Here is a 23,222-nt window from a genome sequence, read left to right as displayed (position 1 = left end):
GCTACTCCGAGTCAGGCACCATCGGCGAGACGGGCCAGTCGTCCGGGAACTGGTGCGCGAGCTCCTTGTGCTGCTTGTACAGGCGCTTGCGGGACCGCTCGGGGAGCCGGTCCCCGAAGACGGTGCCGAACAGGTGGTCGGTCTCGTGCTGCAGGCAGCGGGCGAGCAGTCCTGTGCCGACGAACTCGACGGGCTCGCCCTTCTCGTCGAACCCGCGCACGACGGACGAGTCGGGCCGCGAGCAGGCGGTGAAGGCGCCGGGCAGCGAGAGGCAGCCCTCGTCGGCCTCGTCGAGCTCGCGCTCCTTGCCCGTGGGGAGGGTGAGGACGGGATTGCACACCACGCCGGTGATGTGAACCTCGTCGGCGTCCGGGCAGTCGAAGACGAACACCTTCAGGTCGACACCGACCTGGTTCGCGGCCAGGCCGACACCGTTCGCGGCGTGCATCGTGGCCACCATGTCGCGGACCAGGACGAGCAGGTCGTCGTCGAACGTGGTGACGTCGGCCAGCTCGCGGTGCATCACCGGGTCGCCCCACCGCGTGATCGGGCGGACGCTTCCGCCTCCGGGCAGGGGCCGGGACTGCTGGGCTGGCACGCGTCGTTCTCCTCGGTCGGTGGTCCGCGGACCCACGCTATCCGGCGTGTGGCGCGCGGCGAGCCCGGGTGCCTGACGTGATCTTGGATACCTTGGGTATGCGAACTGCAACTCGGAGTTACACTCGGGGATGGACGGACGACCGTCTTCGTTCACGAGGAGCTTTCCGTGGCCAATCGCAAGGACCCCATGGGCATCGGCCTGGCAGTGCTGAACCGCATCGCCAGCTCGCCGGCCATCGACAAGCTCGGCCTCCGCAAGGCGACCGAGCGCGCCGTGTACCAAGGCGCCAAGGGCGGCTTCCAGGCCGCCGGAGCAGCAGCCCGCACGTTCAAGCGGGTCAAGGGCTCGGGCAAGCCGAAGCGTCAGAGCTCGGCGCCGGACGCCGGCGTCTTCGACCTCACGCCCACCGAGGACCAGGAGATGATCGTCGGCGTCGTGCGTGAGTTCGCCGCCGAGGTGCTGCGTCCCGGTGCCGCCGACGCGGACACGGCCACCGACACCTCCAAGGAGGTGCTCGCCCAGACCTCGGAGTTCGGGCTGACCCTCCTCAACATCCCGGAGTCTCTCGGTGGGCTGTCCGAGGAGCGCTCGGCCGTGACGGGCGTCCTCGTCGCCGAGGCTCTGGCCGAGGGCGACATGGGCCAGGCCGTCGCGTGCCTCGCGCCCGCCGCCGTGGCCACCGCGATCTCGCTGTGGGGCACGGACGAGCAGCAGCAGACGTACCTGCCGGCGTTCACCGGTGACGACGTCCCGGCCGCCGCGCTCGTGCTCGCGGAGCCGCGGGCCCTGTTCGACCCGTTCGCGCTGCAGACCACCGCCACCAAGACGGCCGACGGATACGTGCTCGACGGCCTGAAGTCCGCCGCCGTCCGCGGCTCGGAGGCCGAGCTGTTCGTCGTCGGCGCCTCGCTGGACGGCGAGTCCCGGCTCTTCGTGGTCGAGGCGAGCACCTCCGGCGTCGGCGTGAAGGCCGACCCGGGCATGGGCCTGCGCGCGGCAGCGCTCAGCCGGCTCCAGCTCGACGGCGTCACCGTCCCGGAGTCCGCGCTCCTCGGGACGGCCGACGACTACCGCGAGTGCGTCCGTCTGTCCCGTCTCGGGTGGGCGGCGCTCGCCCTGGGCACCGGCAAGGCCGTGCTCGACTACACGTCGGAGTACGTGAAGACCCGCGAGGCGTTCGGCGAGCCGATCGCCCACCGCCAGGCCGTCGCGTTCATGGTCGCGAACATCGCGATCGAGCTCGAGGGCATGCGCCTGACCACGCTTCGGGCCGCGTCGCAGGCCGAGCAGGGCATGGACATCGGCCGCCAGGTCGCGCTCGCCCGGCGGCTGGCCGGTGAGCACGGCATGAAGATCGGCACCGATGGCGTCCAGCTGCTCGGCGGCCACGGCTTCGTGAAGGAGCACCCGGTCGAGCGGTGGTACCGCGACCTGCGTGCCGTCGGCCTCATGGAAGGAGCAGTCCTCGTCTGAGGGCGGACACCACGATGATCAATCTCGAGACCCCGAAGAAGTTCCGCCTGTTCGTGCAGCAGGCCAACCAGGTCGCCGACAACTTCCTGCGCAGCAACTCGCGCAAGTACGACCTCGCCGAGCACGCCTACCCCAAGGAGCTCGACCTGCTCGCGTCGCTCGTCGACGGCATGAGCGACTCCGGCCAGAGCCAGGGTGCTGGCGCCGCCGGCGTCCGGCGCGACGAGAACGGCGACGAGAAGGGCAAGGTCAAGAACGGCACCAACATGTCGTCCGTCCTCTCGATCATCGAGATGTGCTGGGGTGACGTCGGCCTGCTCCTCTCGATGCCGCGTCAGGGCCTGGGCAACTCCGCGATCGCGTCCGTCGCCACGGACGAGCAGCTGGAGAAGTTCAAGGGCACCTGGGCCGCCATGGCCATCACCGAGCCGAGCTTCGGCTCGGACTCCGCAGCGATCACCACGACGGCGGTCAAGGACGGCGACGAGTACGTCCTGAACGGCGAGAAGATCTTCGTCACCTCCGGTGAGCGCGCCGACTCCGTGGTCGTGTGGGCGACGCTCGACAAGAGCCTCGGCCGTGCGGCGATCAAGTCGTTCGTCGTGCCCAAGTCGCTGCCCGGCATCCGGGTCGAGCGGCTGGAGCACAAGCTCGGGATCCGGTCCTCCGACACCGCCGTGATCGTGCTCGAGAACTGCCGCGTCCCGGCCGAGAACCTCCTCGGCAGCCCGGAGATCGACACCAAGCAGGGCTTCGCCGGCGCCATGGCGACGTTCGACAACACGCGGCCGCTGGTCGCGGGCATGGCAGTCGGCTGCGCCCGGGCCTCGCTCGAGGTCGTGCGGGACCTGCTCGAGGAGCAGGGCATCGAGATCGACTACGACCGCCCTGCGGCGCTGCAGTCGCACGCCGCGGCCACCTACATCCAGATGGAGGCCGACTGGGAGGCAGCCCTGCTGCTCACCCTCACCGCGGCGTGGCTGGCGGACAACCGCAAGCCCAACTCCATGGAGGCCTCGATGGCCAAGGCGAAGGCGGGCCGGGTCGGCAACGACATCACCCTGCGGTGCGTCGAGCTGGCCGGGACGCTGGGCTACAGCGAGACGGAGCTGCTCGAGAAGTGGTCCCGGGACTCCAAGATCCTGGACATCTTCGAGGGCACGCAGCAGATCCAGCAGCTCATCGTCGCGCGGCGGCTGCTCAACCTCACGTCCACCCAGCTCAGGTGACACTAGTCACGCCGGCCTATTTCGCGGCATTTGAAAACCGATCGGACCAGGGTTTCCCTACGATGTTCACATGACCCCAGAACAGTCCACTGGGTACGACGTGGACTACGAGCTGACCCGGTTCTTCCGTCGGGTTCGGGACCAAGCCATGAGCCGGCTGCACGAGATCCACGAGGATCTCGACTACAACACGTTCCTGCTGTTCATCGGCATCGCCGATGCCCAGGGGGGCGTGCGAGCGTCCGATCTTGCCGAAGGCATGCGGGTGCACAAGTCCACGGTCAGTCGAGGGGTGTCGACCTTGGAGCGTCTCGGCCTGATCGAACGGGTCCAGCACCCGTCCGACGGGCGTGCGCAGCTGTTGTCCGTGCCCCCGTCGGCACGGTCCCAGCTCGAGGCGTTCCGGAAACGCAACTATGCGTGGTTCGGCGAGCTGCTGTCCGACTGGACGGAGACGGACGTGCAGACGTTCGCGCGCCAGCTGGCGCGACTCAACGCCGCCGCGGAGCAGACGCCCCGCAGCTAGGTTCCCGGCCCGCTCACACCGTCAGCAGCGTCTTGACGGCGGTGCGCTCGTCCATGGCCCGGTAGCCGTCGGCCACCTGGTCGAGGGGCAGCGTCAGGTCGAACACGGCGCCGGGGCGCAGCGTGCCGTCGAGCACCTCGGGCAGCAGCTCGTCGAGGTACGCCCGCACCGGGGCGACTCCTCCGGCCAGGCCGATGTTCCGGCCGAACATGGAGGGGACGTTGAGCTGGACGTCGTGCGGCACGCCGACGTAGCCGACCCGCCCGCCGGGCCGGGTGCAGGCGAGCGCCTGCTTCATGCTGTCGCCGGTGCCGACGCACTCCAGGACGTGGTCGGCGCCGATGCCGTCGAGCATCTCGCGGACGATCGCCGCGCCCTCCTTGCCGCGCTCGGCGACGATCTCGTCGGCCCCGAAGGACCGGGCGAGCTCCTGGCGGTCGGCGTGTCGCGACATCGCCACGACGGTCGCCGCGCCGAGGCGCTTGGCGGCCAGCACGGCGGAGAGACCGACCGCGCCGTCGCCCACGACCGCGACGGTGCTGCCCTCGGTCACACCGGCGCTGACGGCGGCGTGGTGTCCCGTGGGGAACACGTCGGAGAGGGCGAGCAGGTGTGGGACGAGGTCCTCGCCGGGCACCGACGGAGTGGCCACCAGCGTGCCGTCCGCGAGGGGGACGCGGACCCGCTCGCCCTGGCCGGCGTCGACGAAGTGACCCGCGTGGTCGTCACCGCCCCAGAAGCCGCCCTGGACGCAGGAGGTGTGCACGCCGCGGCGGCAGAGCGCACAGGTGTTGTCGCTGTACATGAACGGCGCGATCACGAAGTCGCCCGGGCGGACGGTGGAGACGTCGGCCCCGACCTCCTCGACGACGGCGACGAACTCGTGGCCGATGCGCCGCGGCTCGTCCACCTCGTTGATGCCGCGGTACGGCCAGAGGTCGGAGCCGCAGATGCACGCGGCGACCACGCGCACGACGGCGTCGGTGTCGAGCGCGAGCTGCGGGTCGGGGACGTCGTCGAGCCGGATGTCCCGGGGGGAGTGGAGCACGGTGGCACGCATGAGGCAGTTGTACCAGCGTGCCGGGTGCCGGGCGCGACGTGACAGGATCGACGCATGACCTCCAAGCCTGAAGTCGACTTCATCGAGGGCCCCGCGCCCACCGAGCTCCAGATCACCGACCTCGTCGTCGGTGACGGTCCCGAGGCCCAGCCCGGTGGCGTCGTCGACGTCCACTACGTCGGGGTCGAGTTCGACACCGGCGAGCAGTTCGACGCCTCGTGGGACCGCGGCCAGTCGGCGCGCTTCCCGCTGCCCCAGCTGATCGGCGCCTGGCAGCAGGGCATCCCGGGCATGAAGGTCGGCGGTCGCCGGCAGCTCGTCTGCCCGCCGGAGCTCGCCTACGGCCCCGCGGGCGGCGGACACCGCCTGTCCGGCAAGACCTTGGTCTTCGTGATCGACCTGATCGGCGTCGGCTGATCCTCAGCGACCGACGAGGTCGTCCACGAGCCTCGTCACGCGCTTGACCGACACCGGGAACGCGGTGCCGAGCCCCTGCGCGAACAGGCTGATCCGGAGCTCCTCCAGGGCCCAGCGCACGTGCTGCACGGCGGGCGCGAGGCGTTGCCACGGCCGAAGCCTCGACGCGTGGTCGTGGAACCGCGCCTCCAGCTCGTAGAGCGCCAGCACGGGCTCCGTGGTGGGTGCCTGGAGCCGCCGCCGTGCCGCCTCGAGATAGAGCGCCAGCCGCGGCAGACGCTGCGTGCCCATCTCGCGGACGAGGTCGGGATGGACGAGCCAGGACAGCTGGACGCGGACGTCCTCGCCGGCGGGGGAGTCGTCCGGGATGACCTCGGCCAGCTTCGCCATCGCCGCGATGACGTCGTTCACGGCTCGGACCGTGAGGTCATGGACGTCTGCCCGCACCGCGTCGCGCAGCGCGCCGAAGCCTGCCTCGTCCCAGGCGACGCCGTGGTCCGCGACGAGCTGGTCGAGCGCGGCGATCCGGCACTCCTCGATGACGGCGGCCGGATCGGCATAGGGAGCAGTGGCCAGCAGCAGCTTCTGCCGTACGTCGAGCGTCCGCCCGATCTGCGGCACGACGGTGGGCAGGGACAGCGCGAGCAAGCGGGCCTGCCCGCGCACCATCGCCACCTCCTGCTCGACCGCGGAGTCCAGCACGCGCATCGAGACGGACGACCCGTCGTCGACGAGGGCCGGGTACCCGGTGACCTGGCCGACGGTGATGGTGCGCTCGATCGTGCCGACGTCCCAGCTCGTGATGCCGGAGTGCTCGAGGTCGGCCGCCTGCTCCTCGAGCCCGGCACGCAGCCGCGGTGCGAGCTCGGCGCGCAGGGCCTCGACGTCCCGGCCGCGGGTGAGCTCCGTGTCGCCGTCGACGACCCGGAACGACACCCGCAGGTGCTCCGGCACGGCGGACAGATCGAAAGCCGTCGGCTCGACGACGGTGCCGGTGCTGCGCCGGACCTGTCGGGCCAGCTCGGCCGTGAGGTCCGGTGCGTCCTGGTCCATCGCCTCCAGGAGCCGCGCCGCGTGGTCGGCCGCCGGCACCAGCTGGCGACGCAGGTTCTTGGGCAGCGTGCGGATGAGCGCCGTGACGAGCTCCAGGCGCCGGCCCGGCACGTTCCACTGGAAGGGCGTCGGGTCGAAGGCCAGCAGCTCCGTGACCGGGACGTCGATCGTCACGCCGTCGGCCGCCGATCCCGGCTCGAACGCGTACGTCACGTGGTACGCATCGCTCTCCGAGCGCCACGTGCTCGGAAACTCCGCCTCGACGTCCGGGACCTCGTCGGCGAGCAGCATCGCGGGGTCCACGGTGAGCAGGTCCGGTTGGTCGCGGCGAGCCTGCTTCCACCACGCGTCGAAGTGGCGGGTCGACACCACCTCCGGCGGGACCCGCGCGTCGTAGAAGGAGAACAGCGCGTCGTCGTCGACCATGAGGTCCGGCCGGCGCAGCCGCGCCTCCAGGTCCTCGACCTCGCCGATGAGCTCCTGGTTGCGCGCCCAGAAGGCGTGGTGGGTGCGCCACTCGCCCTGCACGAGGGCATGCCGGATGAACAGCTCGCGGGCCAGAGAGGCGTCGACCCGCGCGAGCGGCACGAGCCGGTCGACGACGATCGGGACGCCGTACAGCGTCACCCGCTCACGGGCCATGGCGGCGCCGCGCCGGGCGGACCAGTGCGGCTCCGCGTGCTGGCGCTTCACCAGGTGCCCCGCGGCCTTCTCGATCCATTCCGGCTGGATCCGCGCGACCGTGCGGCCCCAGAGCCGGGTCGTCTCGACGAGCTCGCCGGCCATCACCCAACGCGGCGGCTTCTTCGCCACGCCGGACCCCGGGAAGATCCGGAACTTCGCGCCGCGTGCGCCGAGGTAGTCGCGGCCGTCCGCGTCGCGCAGGCCGATGTGCGACAACAGGCCGGTCAGCAGCGCCTGGTGCACGAGGTCGGGGTCGGCGCCCGTCCGCCCGGGCCGCATGCCGAGGTCCTTGGCGGTGCGGCGGAGCTGGGAGTGCACGTCGTGCCACTCCCGGATGCGCAGGTAGTGGAGGAACTCGTCACGGCACATCCGGCGGAACGCCGAGTGCGACATCGCGGACCGCTGCTCCCGCAGGTACGTCCAGAGGGAGAGCCAGGACAGGAAGTCGGAGTCGGGCTGCCGGAACCGGGCGTGCTTCTCGTCGGCAGCCTGCTGCTTCTCGAGCGGACGCTCGCGCGGGTCCTGGATCGACATCGCCGCGACGACGACGAGGACGTCGGCCAGGCAGCCCAGCAGGTCGGCGGCGAGCAGCATGCGCGCGAGCCGTGGGTCGACCGGCAGCGTCGACATGGTGCGGCCGAGCTTCGTCAGTCGATCCTTCTCCGACAGTGCTCCCAGTTCGCGCAGCAGCTGCACGCCGTCGCTGACCGCCCGGGAGTCCGGCGGGTCGAGGAACGGGAACTCGGTGATGGACCCGAGGTCGAGGGCGGCCATCTGCAGCAGCACCGACGCCAGGTTCGTGCGCAGGATCTCCGGGTCGGTGTACTCGGGCCGGCCGTCGTGGTCCTCCTCGGAGTACAACCGGATGCAGATGCCGTCGGCGACGCGTCCGCAGCGACCGGCGCGCTGGGCGGCGCTGGCCTGCGAGATCGGCTCGATCGGCAGCCGCTGGACCTTCAGCCGCTGGCTGAACCGGGAGATGCGGGCCAGCCCGGGGTCGATCACGTACCGGATGCCGGGCACGGTCAGCGACGTCTCCGCCACGTTCGTCGACAGCACGATGCGCCGCCCGCTGTGCGGCGCGAAGATCTTCTGCTGGTCGTGCGCCGCCAGACGCCCGTACAGCGGCAGGACCTCGGTGCGGGGGAGCTTGCGACCTTCGAGGTGCTCGGCGGCGTCCCGGATCTCCCGCTCGCCGGAGAGGAACACGAGCACGTCGCCCGGAGCCCCGTCCGCTGAGCCGGTCGAAGGGAGCTCGTCGAGCGCGGAGGAGATGCCGTCCAGCCAGTCGTCGCCGGACTCCGCGAGCGGCCGGTACCGGATCTCCACCGGATAGGTGCGGCCGCTCACCTCGATCACCGGCGCGTCGAACATCGCGGCGAACCGGTCGACGTCGATGGTGGCCGAGGTGATGACGACCTTCAGGTCAGTCCGGCGGGGGAGCAGCTGCTTCAGGTAGCCGAGGAGGAAGTCGATCGCCAGGGACCGCTCGTGCGCCTCGTCGACGATGATCGTGTCGTACCGACGGAGGTCGCGGTCGTGGTGGATCTCCGACAGCAGCAGGCCGTCGGTCACGAGCCGGATGGCCGTGTCGCGGCGCGACGTGTCGTCGAACCGGACGGCGTAGCCCACCTCGGCGCCGAGCTCCACGTCGCACTCGTCCGCGATGCGCCGTGCGACCGAGCGAGCGGCGATCCGACGCGGCTGGGTGTGGGCGATCGAGCGAGCTCCCAGCTCGTACGCCATCTTCGGCAGCTGCGTGGTCTTTCCCGAGCCGGTCTCGCCGGCCACCACGACGACCTGGTGGTCGCGCAGAGCCGTCGTGATGTCGTCGCGGCGCGCCGTGATCGGCAGCGCCTCGTCGTACGCGATCCTCATCGCAGTCCGAGGGAGTCGGCGAACAGCAGGTAGCCGACGAACGCCACGATGTCGAGCAGCGCGTGGGCGACCACGAGCGGCAGGACGCGCCCGGTGCGCTGGAACCAGTAGCCGAAGACCAGGCCCATGACGGCGTTGCCGGCGGCCGGTCCGAAGCCCTGGTAGAGGTGGTACGAGCCGCGCAGGACGGCGCTGGTGACGAGCACCGCCCACGGACCCCATCGGAGCTCGCGGAGTCGCGTCATCAGGAACCCGACGACGATGATCTCCTCCGAGAGCGCGTTCTGCAGGGCGGAGAGCACGAGGATCGGGACGGTCCACCAGTACGTCGTGTCGGGCACCGGGACGACCTCGGCCGTCACCCCGAGCGCGCGGCCCGCCGCGTACAGGCCGAGCCCGGGGAGCCCGATGAGCGCGGCCAGCCCAGCGCCGCGGACAAGATCGCGCCTCGGGTCGCCGATCCTCAGGCCGAGCCGCTCGAGCACCGGCGGCCGGTCCTCGTCGAGGCTCAGGAGGTACAGCGCGAGCGCGACGGGCACGAGGGCGAATCCGATGCCGAGCAGCTGCAGGGTGGCGTCGAGCCACTGGCGGTCGCTCTGCGAGCTGTTCAGCGTGGCGGTGGCGTCCCGGATCGGCCCCCGGGTGAGGTCGGCGACGAGACTGACGACGGCGTAGACCGCCGACTGCCCGAGCGACAGCCCGAGGACGAGCCAGACCTCGGCCCGGACCCGTCCGGATCGCGGGGGAGTCTCGGCGGTCACCGGGTCACAGCTGGTCGGTGCTGAAGGTGTCGCACTGGTTGGCGGTGCCGCTCTTGTACCCGGTCATGAACCAGCGCTGCCGCGACTCGCTCGAGCCGTGGGTCCAGGTGTCCTGGTTGACCCCGCCGCCCGAGGACTCCTGGATGTGGTCGTCGCCGACGGCGGCGGCCGCGGACAGGGCCGACTTGATGTCGTCGTCCGTGAGTGGCTTGAGGAGCGTGTCGCCGTCCGCGTCCTTGGTGGACGAGGCGTGGCTGGCCCAGACACCGGCCAGGCAGTCGGCCATGAGCTCGATGCGGACGCCGCCGCTCGTCGGGCCGGTGCGGCCGTCCTGGCCCTTGGCGAGGATGCCGAGGATGTTCTCCACGTGGTGGCCGTACTCGTGGGCCACCACGTACTCCTGGGCGAGGGCGCCGTCGTCGGCGCCGAACCGGCTGCTGAGCTCGTCGAAGAAGCTGGCGTCGATGTAGACGCGCTCGTCGGACGGGCAGTAGAACGGGCCGGTCTGGTTGGACGCGGTGCCGCAGGCCGACTGCGTCGCGCCGGAGAAGAGGACGGTCTTCGCGGCGTGGTACTGACGACCGACGTCGGCCGGCAGGGCGTCGTTCCAGTAGTCCTGGACGCTGTTGACCGTGCCGATCACACGGCAGACGTCGTCGCGGTTGGCGTCGGCGCCGGTCTTGCACTGCGAGAAGTCGGCGCCGGACTCCTGGCCGCCCGTGGTGACCTGGCCCGGGTCGAAGGGGTTGCTCGAACCGGTGACGCCGCTCAGGTCGACGCCGAAGAACGCCGCGACGAGCACGAGCACGAGGCTGCCGATGCCGCCGCCGATGATCGCGCCGCCGCGACCGCCGCCCCCGCCGGTGACCTGGCTGGTGTCGAGGTCGGCCCCCTCGTTGAAGCTCATGGCGGAAGTCTACGCACGGGCGAGAGGGTCAGCCCTCGCCTAGGCTGCTCGGCGTGACCCCTGACGCGACGGCCTCCGGCCTGGCCATCCCGGCCGACGGGACGGGGGACGCGGTCCGTCGCCGAGGCCTGCGCCGGATGCGGACCCTGGCGCTGTCGCTGCTGGTCCTCGCGGCGATCGTGTACGTCGTCACGCTCGACCAGGACGGCGCGCTCGGCTACGTCAACGCCGGCGCCGAGGCGGCGATGGTGGGTGCCATCGCGGACTGGTTCGCGGTCACCGCGCTCTTCCGCCACCCGTTGGGCCTGCCGATCCCGCACACCGCGATCATCCCGAAGCGCAAGGCGTCGCTCGGCGCGAGCCTGGAGGAGTTCGTCGCGGACAACTTCCTGCGCGAGGAGGTCGTCCGCGAGCGGATCCTCACCGCCGAGGTCGGAGCGCGGGCCGGCGCGTGGCTGCTCGAGGACGGGCACGCCGAGCGGATCGTCTCCATCGGCTCGCGCGCCATGGCGGACGGGCTCGGCCGGGTCAAGGAGTCCGACGTCGCCGCGCTCGTGCAGGAAGCGCTCATCCCGCGACTGCTGGACGAGCAGCTGAGCCCGATGATCGGCCAGCTCCTCGACGAGGTGGTGCAGGAGGAGGCGCACGTCGGGGCGGTCGACCTCGTGATCACCGAGCTGCAGTCCTGGCTGGTCTCCAACGAGCGGGAGGTGACCTCGCTGATCGAGCAGCGGGCGCCGTCCTGGACGCCGGCCTGGCTCGACGAGCGGGTCTCGCACCGTCTGCACCGCGAGGTCGTCGAGTGGGTCGACGAGATCCGGCGCACGCCGCAGCACCGGGCGCGCCAGGCGTTCGACCGGTGGCTCCGCCAGCTGGCGCACGACCTGCAGCACGACCCGGACACCCAGGCCCGCGCGGAGCGGCTCAAGCACCGCCTGCTGGCCCAGCCGCAGGTCGCGTCGACGTCGATCGCGCTCTGGGAGGCGCTGCGCCGAGCGCTCGTCGGCGCGCTGCACGACCCCGACGGCATGCTCCGGCGTCGAGCGGTCGAGGAGCTGCGGACGCTCGGACACCGGCTGCAGGACGACCGCGAGCTCGGCGCCCGGGTCGACGGTCTGCTGGCCGATGTCGCCGGCTACGTCGTCATCCACTACGGGCACGAGCTGGCGACGATCATCTCCGCCACGGTGAACCGCTGGGACGGCAAGGAGACGGCCGAGCGCATCGAGCTGCACGTAGGACGGGACCTCCAGTTCATCCGCATCAACGGAACGGTCGTCGGCGGACTCGCGGGCCTCACGATCCACGCGATCTCGACCCTCGTCTGAGCCCACATCTGGGGGCAAAGATGTGGAAAAGGTGTGCACAATACGGCGCGGTCTGTGGGTGACATGGGCCGGTCTGTGGACGGCAGAAAAATATTGGCTGATCTGCGAAAAAAGTTCGGAAAAGCTCTTGTGCACCTCTGGCCGAGGGGCATAGAACTGTCTCACGCACTCCTTCGGGAGAGCGGGAAGGAAACTCAGAATCGAGTTCCTCGCCAGGACTTCGGTCCAGGCAGCCGGCCGGTGATGCGGCAGGCGGAGCTGGAGGACGAGATTCCGGATGAGAGAGATCATCACACTCGCTCACAGCGAGGCCCCGGGAACTCATACTTCCCGGGGCCTCAACTATTGACGGCACAAAGCCGCAGATGAGTCTGCCAAATCTGCGCGCGGTTGTCACTGAGACGCTCGCCACCCCGTGCTGGGCGGCTCGCTCCGTTTGCTAGAGTTCCTGACTGCACCACGGCTCCGGCTGGAGCCTCGTCCGGGTGGCGGAATTGGTAGACGCGCTAGCTTGAGGTGCTAGTGCCCGGTTACGGGCATGGGGGTTCAAGTCCCCCCTCGGACACCATCGATGGGCCGCGAGAAGTCGCGGCCCATCGTCATGTTCAGGACCCCCTGTGCTCGCTCGCCAGCGGCGCGCGACCGTTCTCGGCGACGAAGGCGAAGCGCCGCAGCGTCTCGATGTTCCGCCAGGTGAGCGACAGACCCTTGAGCGGCGGCGGTACGAGCACGCCCGGGCCGGACGCGACGTCCTCCTCGATCGTGACCTCGGTGCCGTCGGCGTGCGGGGCGAGCCGGAACTCGACGTCGGCCTCGCCCAGCGGCCAGGCGCGGGCACGGAGGCCGAGCACCGTGCCGGGCTCGACGTGGGTGACGACGGTGCTGTCGTTGATCACGAGCGGCCAGAGGCCGACGGAGTGGTGGATGGCCGAGTCGACCTCCGGCCACTCCTCGTCGACGTCGCGCATGCGGGTCGCCCCGACGACGAACAGGGGATAGGTCCAGCCGTCGGCCAGGACCTCCCAGACGCGCTCCGGCGAGGCTCGGACGATGCGGGTGACGGTGCTCATGGCCTGCACGTACCCGTCGGACGGCCCTCGCACGCATGATCTGGGCCACGGACGGGGACGGTCGGCGTAGCATCCGGTCGTGCGATGGGTGACCTGGGACCAAGCGGCCGTGGGCGCCGTCGTCTTTCTCGTCGCGTTCCTCCTGCTGCGGCGGGTGCGGCGTCCGAGCCGGTTGGTGACGTTCGGCGTCGCGCTCACCGGTGAGCTGACGCTCATCTCGACGCTCTACTCCATCTGGCGCATCGCGCACCGTCTGCCGTTCACGCACGAGTCCGGTGCCATGGACCGGGCCCGCTGGCTCCTCGACGTCCAGGAGTGGATGCACCTGCCGTCGGAGATCGGGCTGCAGCACTTCGTGATCCACCATCATCTCGCCTGGATCACGAACGCCTACTACGCCACGATGCACGTCCCGTCGCTGATCGTGTTCATGATCTGGCTGTTCGTGCGCCACCGCGACCACTACCCGCACTGGCGCAACGGCTTGGCCCTCCTCACGCTCGGCTGCCTCATCATCCGGTTCATCCGCGTCGCGCCACCCCGCTTCATCCCCGAGCTGCACTTCGTCGACCTCTCCGTCGCCAACGGGTTCGACGTGTACGGGCCGGTGGGGACGGGGGTGTCCGACCAGTTCGCCGCGATGCCGTCCATCCACGTCGGCTGGGCCGCCGTGGTGGCCCTGGGTGCGGTGGCCGCCTCCCGCAGCCCGTGGCGATGGGTGGTCTTCATGCACCTCCCGATCACGCTGTTCGTCGTCGCCGCGACCGGCCACCACTGGTGGCTCGACGGCTTCGTGGCGATCGCCCTGCTGGTCGCCGGCCTGTGGCTCGACGGGGCGGTGCGACGCCGCGTCGCGCGTCGGCGTCAGGCCGCGGAGCTCACACCGGCAGCAGTCGGGTGATGAACCGGCTCAGCTGGTCGACGTTGCAGCACTCGTGCATCTCGACGACGTCGGCGTAGACGGGCGCGATGGAGTCGCCGAGGCCCCAGCGCAGGTGGTTCTCGGGGTTGAGCCAGAACAGCCGTCGTGAACGCTGCGCGATGTCGTGGAGCGCGCCGAGGTTGGGGTCCTGGTTGTTGTTCCGGGCGTCGCCGAGGATCAGCACCGACGTCCGGGGGCCGACGGCCTCGAGGTACTGCTCGGCGAAGTCGCCCAGCGCCTCGCCGTAGTCGCTGCTGGTGTGCCACTTCGTGATCCGCGCCTCCTGGGAGATGCGCGTGCCGAGGTCACCGGACGTGTCCTTGACGATGTCGGTGACCTCGTCCATCGCGTTGACGAACGCGAAGACGCGGACCTTGCTGAACTGGTCGCTCAGCGCCTGGACCAGCAGCATCGTGAAGCTGGAGAAGCCGGAGACCGACCCGGAGACGTCGCACAGCAGCACCAGCTCCGGACGCGCCGGGTGCGGCTTGGCGTACGCAGGACGCAGCGGGACGCCGCCGGTGCCCATCGAGCGCCGCAGGGTGCGCCGGATGTCGATGCGGCCGCGCTGCGCCCGGCGGCGACGGGCGGCCAGGCGCGTCGCAAGCTTGCGCGACAGCGGGCGGATCGTCGTGCGGAGCTCCTCGAGCTGCTGCCGGTTGGCGCTCAGGAAGTCGATGCGGTCGCTGCCCTGGCGGACGGCGTGGCGCGTGACGACCTCGCGGCCACGTTGCTCGGCCGTCCGGCGACGGGCCTCGGCGGCCACCATCTGCCGGAACCGCTCGACGTTGCGCCGCACCTCGTCGCGCTCCAGCCGGTCCGTGACCTGCGGCGTGCTGCCCTGGCCCTGCGACTGCCCACGACCCTGGCCACCGGCCCCCTGGCCGCGGAGGCCGAGGGCCTGCACCAGCATCGTCTGCGGACGCAGCCGTTCGAGCGTCTGGTAGGCCGACCATCCGCCCGTCGGCGAGTCCGGGTCGCCGACCTGGCCCAGGAGGTCGACGGCGATCTCGGCCACCTGCTCCAGCGCGCGAGCGTCGTCGTCGGCGAGGGCCATCGCGAGCAGGTCGCGCAGGTCGTCGAGGTTCATCTCCTCGTCGCGGTCGAGGACAGCTTGGGTGGCCCCGGTGCCGGCCGGGAAGAACAGGTCGAACGTCATGTCGAAGACCTCGCGCTGGCCACCGCGCCGGACGAGCGCGGAGGCGAGCCCCTCGCGGAGCAGCTCGCGGCGGTCGAGCCCGAGGACGTCGATCACGGACGCGGCGTCGACCGTCTCGCTCGGACCCGCCGGGATGCCCTTGCTGCGCAGCGCACCGACGAACTCGACGAGGCGGGACGCCAGGTCGCCGTCGGTGACGGGTGCGGTCATGAGGGCGAGAGCACCTGGTCGAGGTCGAGGCTGCTGCGCGCCTTGGCGACGTCGTCGGCGTGCTTGAGGATGACGCCGAGGCTGTCGCGGACGACCTCGTCGTCGAGGATGTCGGCGCCGAGGGCGAGCAGCGTGCGGGCCCAGTCGATGGTCTCCGCGATGGACGGCGCCTTGCGGAGCGGCAGGGCGCGCAGGGCGTTGACGACGCGCACCACGGAGGCGGCCAGCGTCTCGTCGAGGTCGGGGACCTTCAGCCGGACGATGCGCTCCTCGAGGTCCGCCTCCGGGAAGTCGACGTGCAGGAACAGGCAGCGGCGACGCAGGGCCTCGGAGAGCTCGCGCGTGGCGTTGGAGGTGAGGACCACGAACGGCTTGCGGGTGGCGACGATCGTGCCGAGCTCCGGCACCGTCACCTGGAAGTCGCCGAGCACCTCGAGCAGCAGGCCCTCGATCTCGACGTCGGCCTTGTCGGTCTCGTCGACGAGCAAGACGGTCGGACCGTCGTTGCGGATGGCGGTCAGCAATGGGCGAGGGAGCAGGAACTCCTCGCTGAAGATGTCGGTGCGCGCCTCGTCCCACGTCTCGTCGCGGCCGGCGGTGATCCGCAGCAGCTGCTTCGCGTGGTTCCACTCGTAGAGGGCGCGCGCCTCGTCGACACCCTCGTAGCACTGCAGGCGCACCAGCGACGCGTCGCACGCCTCGGCGACCGCGCGGGACAGCTCGGTCTTGCCGACGCCGGCCGGGCCCTCGACGAGCAGCGGCTTGCCCAGCTCGCTGGCGAGGTACACGGTCGTGGCCACGGCGTCGGACGCCAGGTAGCCCACCTCTTCGAGGCGCTTCTTGACGTCGTCGACCGACGTGAAGTCCATCGTGGACATCTGCATCCTTCCGCCGTGCTCCCTACCATCGTGCCGTGGACCCGTTCGAGATCGTGCGTGAGGTGCCTCTGAGCCAGGAAGAGGCGTTCGCACGCGTCACCGACTGGGTGCGGCACGGCGACTTCGTCCCGCTCACCACGATCCGGCTCACGGACACCGGATTCGTCGCCCGGACCGGTGTCGGGCCCGCCGCGTTCGACGACCCGATGGACGTCGTCGAGTGGGACCCGCCCCGGTTCTGCCGCCTCGAGAAGCGCGGCCGGGTGGTGCGCGGCTGGGCCGAGATCACGGTCGAGCCGCTCGACCTCGGCTCCCGCATCACCTGGCGCGAGCTGGCCCTCACCAGGGGCGTCGTCGGCCCGCTCCGACGGGTCGAGGCGGCGCTCGGCCGGCGCCTGTTCGGTCGGGTGTTGGAGGGCCTGACCCGCACGTAGGCTGACCGCATGGCCTACGAACCGGGAGCCGAGACGCTCGAGATCTGCCGTGACCTGATCCGGATCGACACCTCGAACTACGGCGACGACTCGGGCCCGGGCGAGCGCAAGGCCGCGGAGTTCGTCGCCGCCTCGCTCGCCGAGGTCGGCATCGACTCCGAGATCGTCGAGTCCGAGCCCGGCCGCGCCAGCGTCGTCGCCCGCTGGGGCAACCAGGACTCACCACGCGACGGCCTGCTGCTGCACGGCCACCTCGACGTCGTCCCGGCCATGGCCGAGGACTGGAGCGTCGACCCGTTCGCCGCCGAGATCGTCGACGACTACCTGTTCGGTCGCGGCACGGTCGACATGAAGGACTTCGACGCGATCCTGCTCTCGGTCGTCCGGGCCCGGCAGCGCGCCGGGGTCATCCCAGACCGTCCGATCACCCTCGTCTTCACCGCCGACGAGGAGGCCGGCGGCGTGCTGGGCGCGCACTGGATGGCCGAGCACCGGCCCGACCTGCTGGAGGGCTGCACCGAGGCGATCGGCGAGGTGGGCGGCTTCTCCACCGAGATCGGCGGCCAGCGGCTCTACCTGATCGAGTCGGGGGAGAAGGGCATCGCCTGGATGCGCCTCACGGCTCGCGGCACCGCCGGGCACGGCTCGATGGCCAACGCCGACAACGCCGTCACGCACCTGGCGCAGGCCCTGGTGGCGCTCGGCGAGCACGAGTGGCCGGCCGCGCCGGGACCGTCGATGGAGCAGCTGCTGGCGAAGGTCACCGAGCTCACCGGCAGCACCGGCTCGCCGGACGAGCTGCTGGAGCACTTCGGCCCGGCCGTCCGGATGATCGGCGCGGGCATCCGCAACACCACCAACGCGACGATGCTGCAGGCCGGCTACAAGCACAACGTCATCCCGGGGGAGGCCGTCGCCTACGTCGACGGTCGCTACCTGCCGGGCCACGCCGACACGTTCCTCCCTGCCGTCCAGGATGTCGTGGGCGAGCGCGTGCAGGTGGAGCCCTACATCACCGACACCGCGCTGGAGTTCGCGTTCGAGGGCGATCTCGTCGACGCGATGACCGTCGCGCTGCACAGCCAGGACCCGGACGCGCACATCGCGCCGTTCCTGATGTCCGGTGGCACGGACGCCAAGGGCTGGAGCAAGCTCGGCATCACGTCGTACGGGTTCACCCCGCTGCGCCTGCCGGCCGACCTCGACTTCACCGCGCTGTTCCACGGCGTCGACGAGCGGGTCCCGTTGGACGCGCTGGAGTTCGGCTCGCGGGTCTTCGACGAGTTCCTGAACCTGATTTAGGCGAGCCTGGGAGCCTCACCGGGTCTCGATACGCCGGGCGCCTCCGGCGCGCACACTCGACCTGGCCGGACGCTCCTCGCTGGCTCTCGTCGGCCCGTCACACCGTCACGCGCATGCGGATGATCTTGCGGCGCAGCCGGACGGTGCGTCGTCCGCTGGAGTCCTTGCGCAGCCGGTCGAGCTCCCACCCGTGGTACTCGGCGGCCTGCGTCAGCATGTGACAGACCGCGTTCCGCGACTGCGTCCGGTCGATGGCCAGGTTCCAGAACTCGTACTCGACCACTTACGCATCCCATCCTTCCGGGTTCGAGACGTCGTCGAGGGCCTCGACGATCTCGGGCGGCAGCTCCACCTCGTCGGCGGCGAGGTTCTCCTTCAGCTGTTCGGTGGTGCGCGCACCGATGATGGCGCAGGCCACCTGCGGGCGGGTCAGCAGCCACGCGAGCGCGGCGTGCGCCATGGTGACGTCGAGCCCGTCGGAGGCCTTGGCCAGCGCCTCGACGACGCCGGTGCGCTCCGCGGTGAGGTACGGGGCGACGAAGCCCTCCCAGCCGCCGGCGTCGGCGGCACGCGAGTCGGACGGGATGCCACCGCGGTACTTGCCGGTGAGGACGCCACGGCCCAGGGGTGACCAGGCGAACAGGCCCATGCCCACGTACTCGGCCACCGGCACGACCTCGCGCTCGACGTCACGCCGCAGCAGGGAGTACTCGACCTGGTTGCTGATCAGCGGGACGTCTTGAGCCGCTAGGCCGGCGTGGGCGAGACCCGTCTGCCAGCCGTAGAAGTTGGAGATGCCGACGTAGCGGGTGCGGCCGGTGCGCACGGCGTGCTCGAGCGCGCCGAGGGCCTCGTCGAGCGGCGCCTTCTCGTCCCAGCGGTGGATCTGCCAGACGTCGAGGTGGTCGGTGCCGAGGTCGCGGAGCGAGGTGTCGAGCTGGTCGAGCAGCGTCTTGCGCGACGCGTCGCGGACGACCTCGCCGTCGCGATGCCCCAGTCCGGCCTTGCCGGTGAGGACGATCCGGTCGCGGACGCCGAGGCGGCCGAGGATCCGGCCGAGCACGGGCTCGCACGCTCCGCTGCCGTAGATGGGCGCCGTGTCGACCATGGTGCCGCCGGCGTCGAGGAACGTGGTGACCTGCTCCTCGGCCTCGATCTCGTCGACCTGCTCGCCGAACGTCATGGTGCCGAGAGCAAGGCGCGACACCCGGAGCCCCGATCGTCCGACGCGCCGCTCCTGCATGGCGCCAGGGTAGTCCGGGAGGCATGGCCTAGGCCGTTAGGCTCGCACGGTGGATTTCCTCCCCTCTGATCTGCTCCGTGCCGTGGTCCTGGGGCTGCTCCAGGGCCTGACCGAGTTCCTGCCCATCTCCTCCAGCGCTCACCTCGCGATCTTCCCGGTGTTCTTCGGCTGGGACGACCCGGGCGCCGCGTTCACGGCGGTGATCCAGATCGGCACGGAGCTCGCGGTGGTCATCTACTTCTGGCGCGACATCGTCACGATCGCCTCCGGCTGGCTCCGTGGCGTGTTCTCATCCGCTGCTCGCGACACGCAGGAGTGGCGGATGGGCTGGTTCGTGATCATCGGCTCGGTGCCGATCGTCCTGCTCGGACTCGCGTTCCAGGACTCGATCAAGCACGAGTTCCGGCGGGTGGCCCTGATCGCCGTCGCGCTGATCGTGTTCGGCATCTTCCTCGGCATCGCCGAGCGAATCGGCCGCAAGACCAAGCCCATCGAGGAGCTCACCACCCGCGACGCCGTGCTGTTCGGCCTCGCCCAGGCCTGCGCGCTGTTCCCGGGCGTCTCCCGGTCCGGCGGCACGATCACGATGGGCCTGCTGCTCGGCTACGAGCGACGCGCCGCGACGCGCTACGCGTTCCTCCTCGCCATCCCGGCCGTGCTCGGCGCGGGCATCTACAACCTCAAGGACATCCCGGACCAGCCGAACGCCTACGGGACCGGCCCGACGATCGTCGCCACGGTGATCTCGTTCGTCGTCGGCCTGGCGGTGATCCACTGGCTGCTGGAGTACGTCAGCAAGCACGCGTACACGCCGTTCGTGCTCTACCGGATCGGCCTCGGCGGCCTCGTGCTCGCGCTGGTGGCCGGCGGCGCGATCACGTCGACCGTCGTGCTCGGCTGAGGCTCAGAGCCAGCCGGACTTCTTGAACCGCGTGTAGGTGTAGAAGCAGAGCGCGGCGATCAGCACGATGCAAAGCGGGTAGCCGAACGTCCAGGAGAGCTCCGGCATGTGCTCGAAGTTCATCCCGTAGATGCCGGCGATGGCGGTCGGGATGCCGAAGAGGGCGGCACCCGCCGCTAGCTTGCGCATGTCGTCGTTCTGCTGGATCGACAGCTGGGCGAGGTGGGCGCTCAGGGCGTTGTCGAGCAGCTTGTCGGTGGCGTCGATGCTCTCCGCCACCCGGGCGAGGTGGTCGGCGATGTCGCGGAAGTACGGCTGCGTCTCCTCCGGCATGGCGCCGACGGCGAAGCGGTGGATCGGCTCGCGCAGCGGCGTGACGGCCCGGCGGAACTCGAGCGTCTCTCGCTTGAGCAGGTAGATGCGCGAGGAGTCGCTCGTGCGCTCGTGCGAGAAGACCGACGCCTCGACCTCCTGCACGTCGTTCTCGAGCTCGAGGGTGACGTCCTCGTACTCGTCGACGATCGAGTCGACGACGCTGTAGAGGGCGGCGATGGCACCGTGCTCGAGCTCCTTGACGTTGGCCTCCGCGCGCCGGCGCACCTCGCGCAGGTCGTGGCCGGGCCCGTGGCGCACCGTCAGCAGGAAGTGCTGGCCGAGGAACAGGTTGATCTCGCCGGTCTCGATCTGGTCGTCGTCGTACGTGATCGTGCGGATCGACATGAACAGGTGGTCGCTGTACCGCTCCACCTTGGGGCGTTGGTGCGCCTCCAGCGCGTCCTCCACCGCCAGCGGGTGCAGCGACAGCGGCTCGGCGATCCTCGCGAGCTCGTCCTGGTCCGGCTCGAACAAGCCGATCCAGATGAAGTCGAGCGGGTCGTCCAGGGAGGCGAGCGCCTCGCCGATGGCGTCGGGCTCGTGCGGTGTGGTCTCGCGGATCCCGTGGCGGTAGATCGCGCAGTCGATGATCACGTCGCCATTGTGACGCCCCGGGCACCGCGACGGCCGACGCCGAGCCGCGTGTCCCACGTCGATACGCTCACCCCATGCGCAGCTGGTCGAGCCCCGAGGTCCCGACGCTCGACGGATCCACCCCCGTGCTGCGGGTCCACGACAGCGCCACCGACGCCCTGGTCGAGTCGGCCCCGAGCGACACGGCCCGTCTCTACGTCTGCGGCATCACGCCGTACGACGCCACGCACCTCGGCCACGCCGCCACGTACCTCGCGTTCGACCTCCTGCAGCGCCAGTGGCTCGACCGCGGCCTCGACGTCGTCTACACGCAGAACGTCACCGACGTCGACGACCCGCTCCTGGAGCGCGCCACGGCCACGGGGGAGGACTGGGTCGAGCTCGCCGAGCGGGAGACGCAGCTGTTCCGCGACGACATGACCGCGCTGCGGATGCTCGCGCCCGCGCACTACATCGGCGCCGTCGAGTCCATCGACCTGGTCGTCGACCTCGTCGAGCGCCTCGGCGACCACGTGTACCGCGTCGACGACGACCTCTACTTCGACGTCCATGCCGCCGACTCGTTCGGCTCGGTCTCCGGGTTCGACGAGGCGACGATGCGGTCGCTGTTCGGCGAGCGCGGCGGCGACCCGGATCGTCCGGGCAAGAAGCATCCGCTGGACTGCCTGGTGTGGCAGGCACCCCGCGAGGGCGAGCCGTCGTGGGACTCGAAGCTCGGTCCCGGCCGCCCGGGCTGGCACATCGAGTGCGCGGCCATCGCGCACCACCACCTCGGCGCGACGTTCGACGTGCAGGGCGGGGGATCGGACCTGGTCTTCCCGCACCACGAGATGTCCGCCGCCGAGGCGCAGGTCGCCACCGGCGAGCCGTTCGCCCGCGCGTACGTCCACGCCGGCATGGTCGGCTTCGACGGCGAGAAGATGTCGAAGTCCAAGGGCAACCTGGTGCTCGTCTCCCGGCTGCGGGAGGCCGGCCACGACCCGATGGCGATCCGTCTCGCCCTGCTGGCCCACCACTACCGCGAGGACTGGGAGTGGTTCGACGCCGACCTCACCGCCGCCGAGCAGCGCCTCGAGCGCTGGCGCGCGGCCGTGGCGCGGAAATCGACGCCGCCGGCCGACGCGCTCGTCGCCGAGGTCCGCGAGGCGCTGGCGAACGACCTCGACGCCCCGGCCGCACTGGCCGCCGTCGATCGCTGGGCCTCAGCAGAAGGCAACGACGAGGGAGCAGCCACCGTGGCCACGGCCCTCGATGCCCTCCTGGGCATCGCCCTGTAGCCCCGGTCCTCCAGATGTGGCCGGTTGCTCACGCTTTTCGGGCGCGACGACGCGATTTTCGGTGCGCAACCGGCCAAATCTCGGGGACCCGGGGGCCTAGCTGATGTCGCGGCGGCGCAGGTAGCGCTCGAACTCGCGGGCGATGGCGTCGCCGGAGGCCTCGGGGAGCTCGCTGGTGTCGCGCTCGTTCTCCAGCTCCTGGACGTACTCGGCGATGTCCGGGTCGGCGTCGGCGACCTCCCTGGCACCGCGCTGCCAGGCCTCGCTGAGCTCCTCCAGGCTGCCCTGCGGGAGCCCGACGCCGATGGCGTCCTCGAGGCTGCCCAGCAGGGCGAGCGTGGCCTTGGGGCACGGCGGCTCGGCCAGGTAGTGCGGCACGGCCGCCCAGAGCGACAGCGACGGGATGCCCTCGATCGCCGCGGTCTCGCTCAGCACCGAGTTGATGCCGATCGGGCCGGAGTACGTGGACGGCTGGAGCGAGAGGCGCTCGGTCAGCAGGGGATCGGACGACGAGCCGCTGACCGGCACCGGGCGGGTGTGCGGGGTGTCGGCGAGCAGCGCCCCCATCGTCACCAGCTCCGTGACGCCGGCGAGACGGGCCAGGCCGATGACCGTGGAGCAGAACGACCGCCAGCGGATGTTCGGTTCAGGAGCCCGGAACAGCAGCACGTCGCGCTGCGCACCCGGCGGACGGGCGAGGTACAGCGTGGGCGTCGGCCAGACGATCGCACGCGTGCCGCCCTCGTCGGGATGCACGTGCGGGCGGTTCACCTGGAAGTCGTAGTACTCCTCAGGGTCGAGCTCGACCAGGACCTCCGCGTCCCACTCGGCGACGAGGTGATCGATGACGGACGACGCCGCGTCGGCGGCGTCGTTCCAGCCCTCGAAGGCCGCGACCATCCAGGGGTCGCGCAGCGGGGGGATCGAGACGTCTTCCACA

The 23,222-nt window shown here is 70.8% G+C and carries 22 protein-coding genes and 1 tRNA gene; 11 read left to right on the top strand and 12 right to left on the bottom strand.

Annotated features, from left to right (window positions below):
* Position 1 precedes the first annotated feature (1 nt).
* The gene (def, locus tag FHP06_RS02565; RefSeq protein ID WP_147683451.1) at positions 2 to 598 is read right to left on the bottom strand and encodes a peptide deformylase; all 597 of its coding nucleotides are present in this window, start codon (positions 596 to 598) and stop codon (positions 2 to 4) included.
* A 168-nt stretch (positions 599 to 766) separates the two neighbouring features.
* On the opposite strand from def, the gene FHP06_RS02560 reads away from it, so the two are divergent.
* From FHP06_RS02560 to FHP06_RS02550, 3 genes are all read left to right on the top strand, one after another.
* Positions 767 to 2,074: an acyl-CoA dehydrogenase family protein gene (locus FHP06_RS02560; RefSeq protein WP_230973382.1), complete on the top strand. Its 1,308-nt coding sequence runs from the start codon at positions 767 to 769 to the stop codon at positions 2,072 to 2,074.
* Between the two features lie 14 nt (positions 2,075 to 2,088).
* The gene (locus FHP06_RS02555; RefSeq protein WP_147683449.1) at positions 2,089 to 3,303 is read left to right on the top strand and encodes an acyl-CoA dehydrogenase family protein; all 1,215 of its coding nucleotides are present in this window, start codon (positions 2,089 to 2,091) and stop codon (positions 3,301 to 3,303) included.
* A gap of 70 nt (positions 3,304 to 3,373) precedes the next feature.
* On the top strand, positions 3,374 to 3,829 hold the full coding sequence (locus FHP06_RS02550) for a MarR family winged helix-turn-helix transcriptional regulator (RefSeq protein WP_147683447.1): 456 nt from the start codon (positions 3,374 to 3,376) through the stop codon (positions 3,827 to 3,829).
* A gap of 13 nt (positions 3,830 to 3,842) precedes the next feature.
* Here the strand turns inward: FHP06_RS02550 and FHP06_RS02545 are convergent, their stop codons facing one another.
* Positions 3,843 to 4,889: a zinc-dependent alcohol dehydrogenase family protein gene (locus tag FHP06_RS02545; RefSeq protein WP_147683446.1), complete on the bottom strand. Its 1,047-nt coding sequence runs from the start codon at positions 4,887 to 4,889 to the stop codon at positions 3,843 to 3,845.
* A gap of 54 nt (positions 4,890 to 4,943) precedes the next feature.
* Between FHP06_RS02545 and FHP06_RS02540 the strand changes: the two genes are divergently transcribed.
* Positions 4,944 to 5,306 (top strand): FKBP-type peptidyl-prolyl cis-trans isomerase, encoded by a 363-nt coding sequence (locus FHP06_RS02540; protein ID WP_147683444.1) that lies wholly within the window; start codon positions 4,944 to 4,946, stop codon positions 5,304 to 5,306.
* A 3-nt stretch (positions 5,307 to 5,309) separates the two neighbouring features.
* On the opposite strand, the gene hrpA is transcribed toward FHP06_RS02540, so the two are convergent.
* Genes hrpA through ypfJ form a run of 3 tightly spaced genes read right to left on the bottom strand, consistent with a single transcriptional unit; the run spans position 5,310 to position 10,589 of the window.
* Positions 5,310 to 8,921 (bottom strand): ATP-dependent RNA helicase HrpA, encoded by a 3,612-nt coding sequence (gene hrpA / locus FHP06_RS02535; protein WP_147683442.1) that lies wholly within the window; start codon positions 8,919 to 8,921, stop codon positions 5,310 to 5,312.
* Complete coding sequence (locus tag FHP06_RS02530) at positions 8,918 to 9,682, bottom strand: CPBP family intramembrane glutamic endopeptidase (RefSeq protein ID WP_147683440.1); 765 nt, start codon at positions 9,680 to 9,682, stop codon at positions 8,918 to 8,920. Before FHP06_RS02530 ends, hrpA begins: the two co-directional genes overlap by 4 nt.
* A 4-nt stretch (positions 9,683 to 9,686) precedes the next feature.
* Positions 9,687 to 10,589 (bottom strand): KPN_02809 family neutral zinc metallopeptidase, encoded by a 903-nt coding sequence (ypfJ, locus tag FHP06_RS02525; RefSeq protein WP_147683438.1) that lies wholly within the window; start codon positions 10,587 to 10,589, stop codon positions 9,687 to 9,689.
* Positions 10,590 to 10,642: 53 nt separating this feature from the next.
* Here ypfJ and FHP06_RS02520 point away from each other — a divergent pair, with 53 nt between their 5' ends.
* Positions 10,643 to 11,917: a DUF445 domain-containing protein gene (locus FHP06_RS02520; RefSeq protein WP_230973381.1), complete on the top strand. Its 1,275-nt coding sequence runs from the start codon at positions 10,643 to 10,645 to the stop codon at positions 11,915 to 11,917.
* 479 nt (positions 11,918 to 12,396) lie between these two features.
* Positions 12,397 to 12,485: transfer RNA gene (locus FHP06_RS02515), tRNA-Leu, on the top strand.
* A 37-nt stretch (positions 12,486 to 12,522) separates the two neighbouring features.
* Here the strand turns inward: FHP06_RS02515 and FHP06_RS02510 are convergent.
* The gene (locus tag FHP06_RS02510; RefSeq protein ID WP_147683436.1) at positions 12,523 to 12,987 is read right to left on the bottom strand and encodes an SRPBCC family protein; all 465 of its coding nucleotides are present in this window, start codon (positions 12,985 to 12,987) and stop codon (positions 12,523 to 12,525) included.
* A 79-nt stretch (positions 12,988 to 13,066) separates the two neighbouring features.
* Here FHP06_RS02510 and FHP06_RS02505 point away from each other — a divergent pair, with 79 nt between their 5' ends.
* On the top strand, positions 13,067 to 13,888 hold the full coding sequence (locus FHP06_RS02505) for a phosphatase PAP2 family protein (RefSeq protein WP_147683435.1): 822 nt from the start codon (positions 13,067 to 13,069) through the stop codon (positions 13,886 to 13,888).
* On the opposite strand, the gene FHP06_RS02500 is transcribed toward FHP06_RS02505, so the two are convergent.
* Together FHP06_RS02500 and FHP06_RS02495 are read right to left on the bottom strand one after the other, a co-directional pair.
* Positions 13,866 to 15,278, bottom strand: coding sequence for a VWA domain-containing protein (locus FHP06_RS02500; RefSeq protein ID WP_147683433.1), 1,413 nt, complete (start codon positions 15,276 to 15,278; stop codon positions 13,866 to 13,868). The genes FHP06_RS02505 and FHP06_RS02500 overlap by 23 nt on opposite strands.
* Positions 15,275 to 16,156 carry an AAA family ATPase gene (locus FHP06_RS02495; RefSeq protein WP_222706324.1) on the bottom strand — a complete coding sequence of 294 codons (882 nt, stop codon included), beginning with the start codon at positions 16,154 to 16,156 and terminating at the stop codon, positions 15,275 to 15,277. The genes FHP06_RS02500 and FHP06_RS02495 overlap by 4 nt, the downstream gene beginning before the upstream one ends.
* Positions 16,157 to 16,191: 35 nt before the next feature.
* Here FHP06_RS02495 and FHP06_RS02490 point away from each other — a divergent pair, with 35 nt between their 5' ends.
* Together FHP06_RS02490 and FHP06_RS02485 are read left to right on the top strand one after the other, a co-directional pair.
* Positions 16,192 to 16,590 (top strand): SRPBCC family protein, encoded by a 399-nt coding sequence (locus FHP06_RS02490; protein WP_147683431.1) that lies wholly within the window; start codon positions 16,192 to 16,194, stop codon positions 16,588 to 16,590.
* A gap of 9 nt (positions 16,591 to 16,599) precedes the next feature.
* On the top strand, positions 16,600 to 17,892 hold the full coding sequence (locus FHP06_RS02485; protein WP_147683429.1) for a M20/M25/M40 family metallo-hydrolase: 1,293 nt from the start codon (positions 16,600 to 16,602) through the stop codon (positions 17,890 to 17,892).
* 97 nt (positions 17,893 to 17,989) lie between these two features.
* On the opposite strand, the gene FHP06_RS02480 is transcribed toward FHP06_RS02485, so the two are convergent.
* Positions 17,990 to 18,175 carry a DUF5703 family protein gene (locus FHP06_RS02480; protein WP_147683427.1) on the bottom strand — a complete coding sequence of 62 codons (186 nt, stop codon included), beginning with the start codon at positions 18,173 to 18,175 and terminating at the stop codon, positions 17,990 to 17,992.
* Positions 18,176 to 19,135 (bottom strand): aldo/keto reductase, encoded by a 960-nt coding sequence (locus FHP06_RS02475; protein ID WP_147683426.1) that lies wholly within the window; start codon positions 19,133 to 19,135, stop codon positions 18,176 to 18,178.
* 49 nt (positions 19,136 to 19,184) lie between these two features.
* Here FHP06_RS02475 and FHP06_RS02470 point away from each other — a divergent pair, with 49 nt between their 5' ends.
* A complete protein-coding gene (locus tag FHP06_RS02470) occupies positions 19,185 to 20,036 on the top strand; it encodes an undecaprenyl-diphosphate phosphatase (RefSeq protein ID WP_187271746.1) in 852 nt (283 codons plus the stop codon).
* Between the two features lie 3 nt (positions 20,037 to 20,039).
* Here FHP06_RS02470 and corA read toward each other — a convergent pair whose 3' ends face one another.
* Positions 20,040 to 21,005, bottom strand: coding sequence for a magnesium/cobalt transporter CorA (gene corA / locus FHP06_RS02465; RefSeq protein ID WP_147683424.1), 966 nt, complete (start codon positions 21,003 to 21,005; stop codon positions 20,040 to 20,042).
* A gap of 74 nt (positions 21,006 to 21,079) precedes the next feature.
* On the opposite strand from corA, the gene mshC reads away from it, so the two are divergent.
* Entirely contained in the window at positions 21,080 to 22,282 is a 1,203-nt protein-coding gene (gene mshC / locus FHP06_RS02460; protein ID WP_147683422.1) for a cysteine--1-D-myo-inosityl 2-amino-2-deoxy-alpha-D-glucopyranoside ligase, read from the top strand.
* 96 nt (positions 22,283 to 22,378) lie between these two features.
* On the opposite strand, the gene FHP06_RS02455 is transcribed toward mshC, so the two are convergent.
* Positions 22,379 to 23,221, bottom strand: a complete 843-nt coding sequence (locus FHP06_RS02455; protein WP_230973380.1) for a PAC2 family protein — start codon at positions 23,219 to 23,221, stop codon at positions 22,379 to 22,381.
* Position 23,222 lies beyond the last annotated feature (1 nt).

The sequence above is a fragment of the Aeromicrobium terrae genome, assembly GCF_008039565.1.
Taxonomy (GTDB): domain Bacteria; phylum Actinomycetota; class Actinomycetes; order Propionibacteriales; family Nocardioidaceae; genus Aeromicrobium; species Aeromicrobium terrae.
Note: the sequence above shows the minus strand (reverse complement) of the source record. Positions and strands in the feature narration are given on the sequence as shown.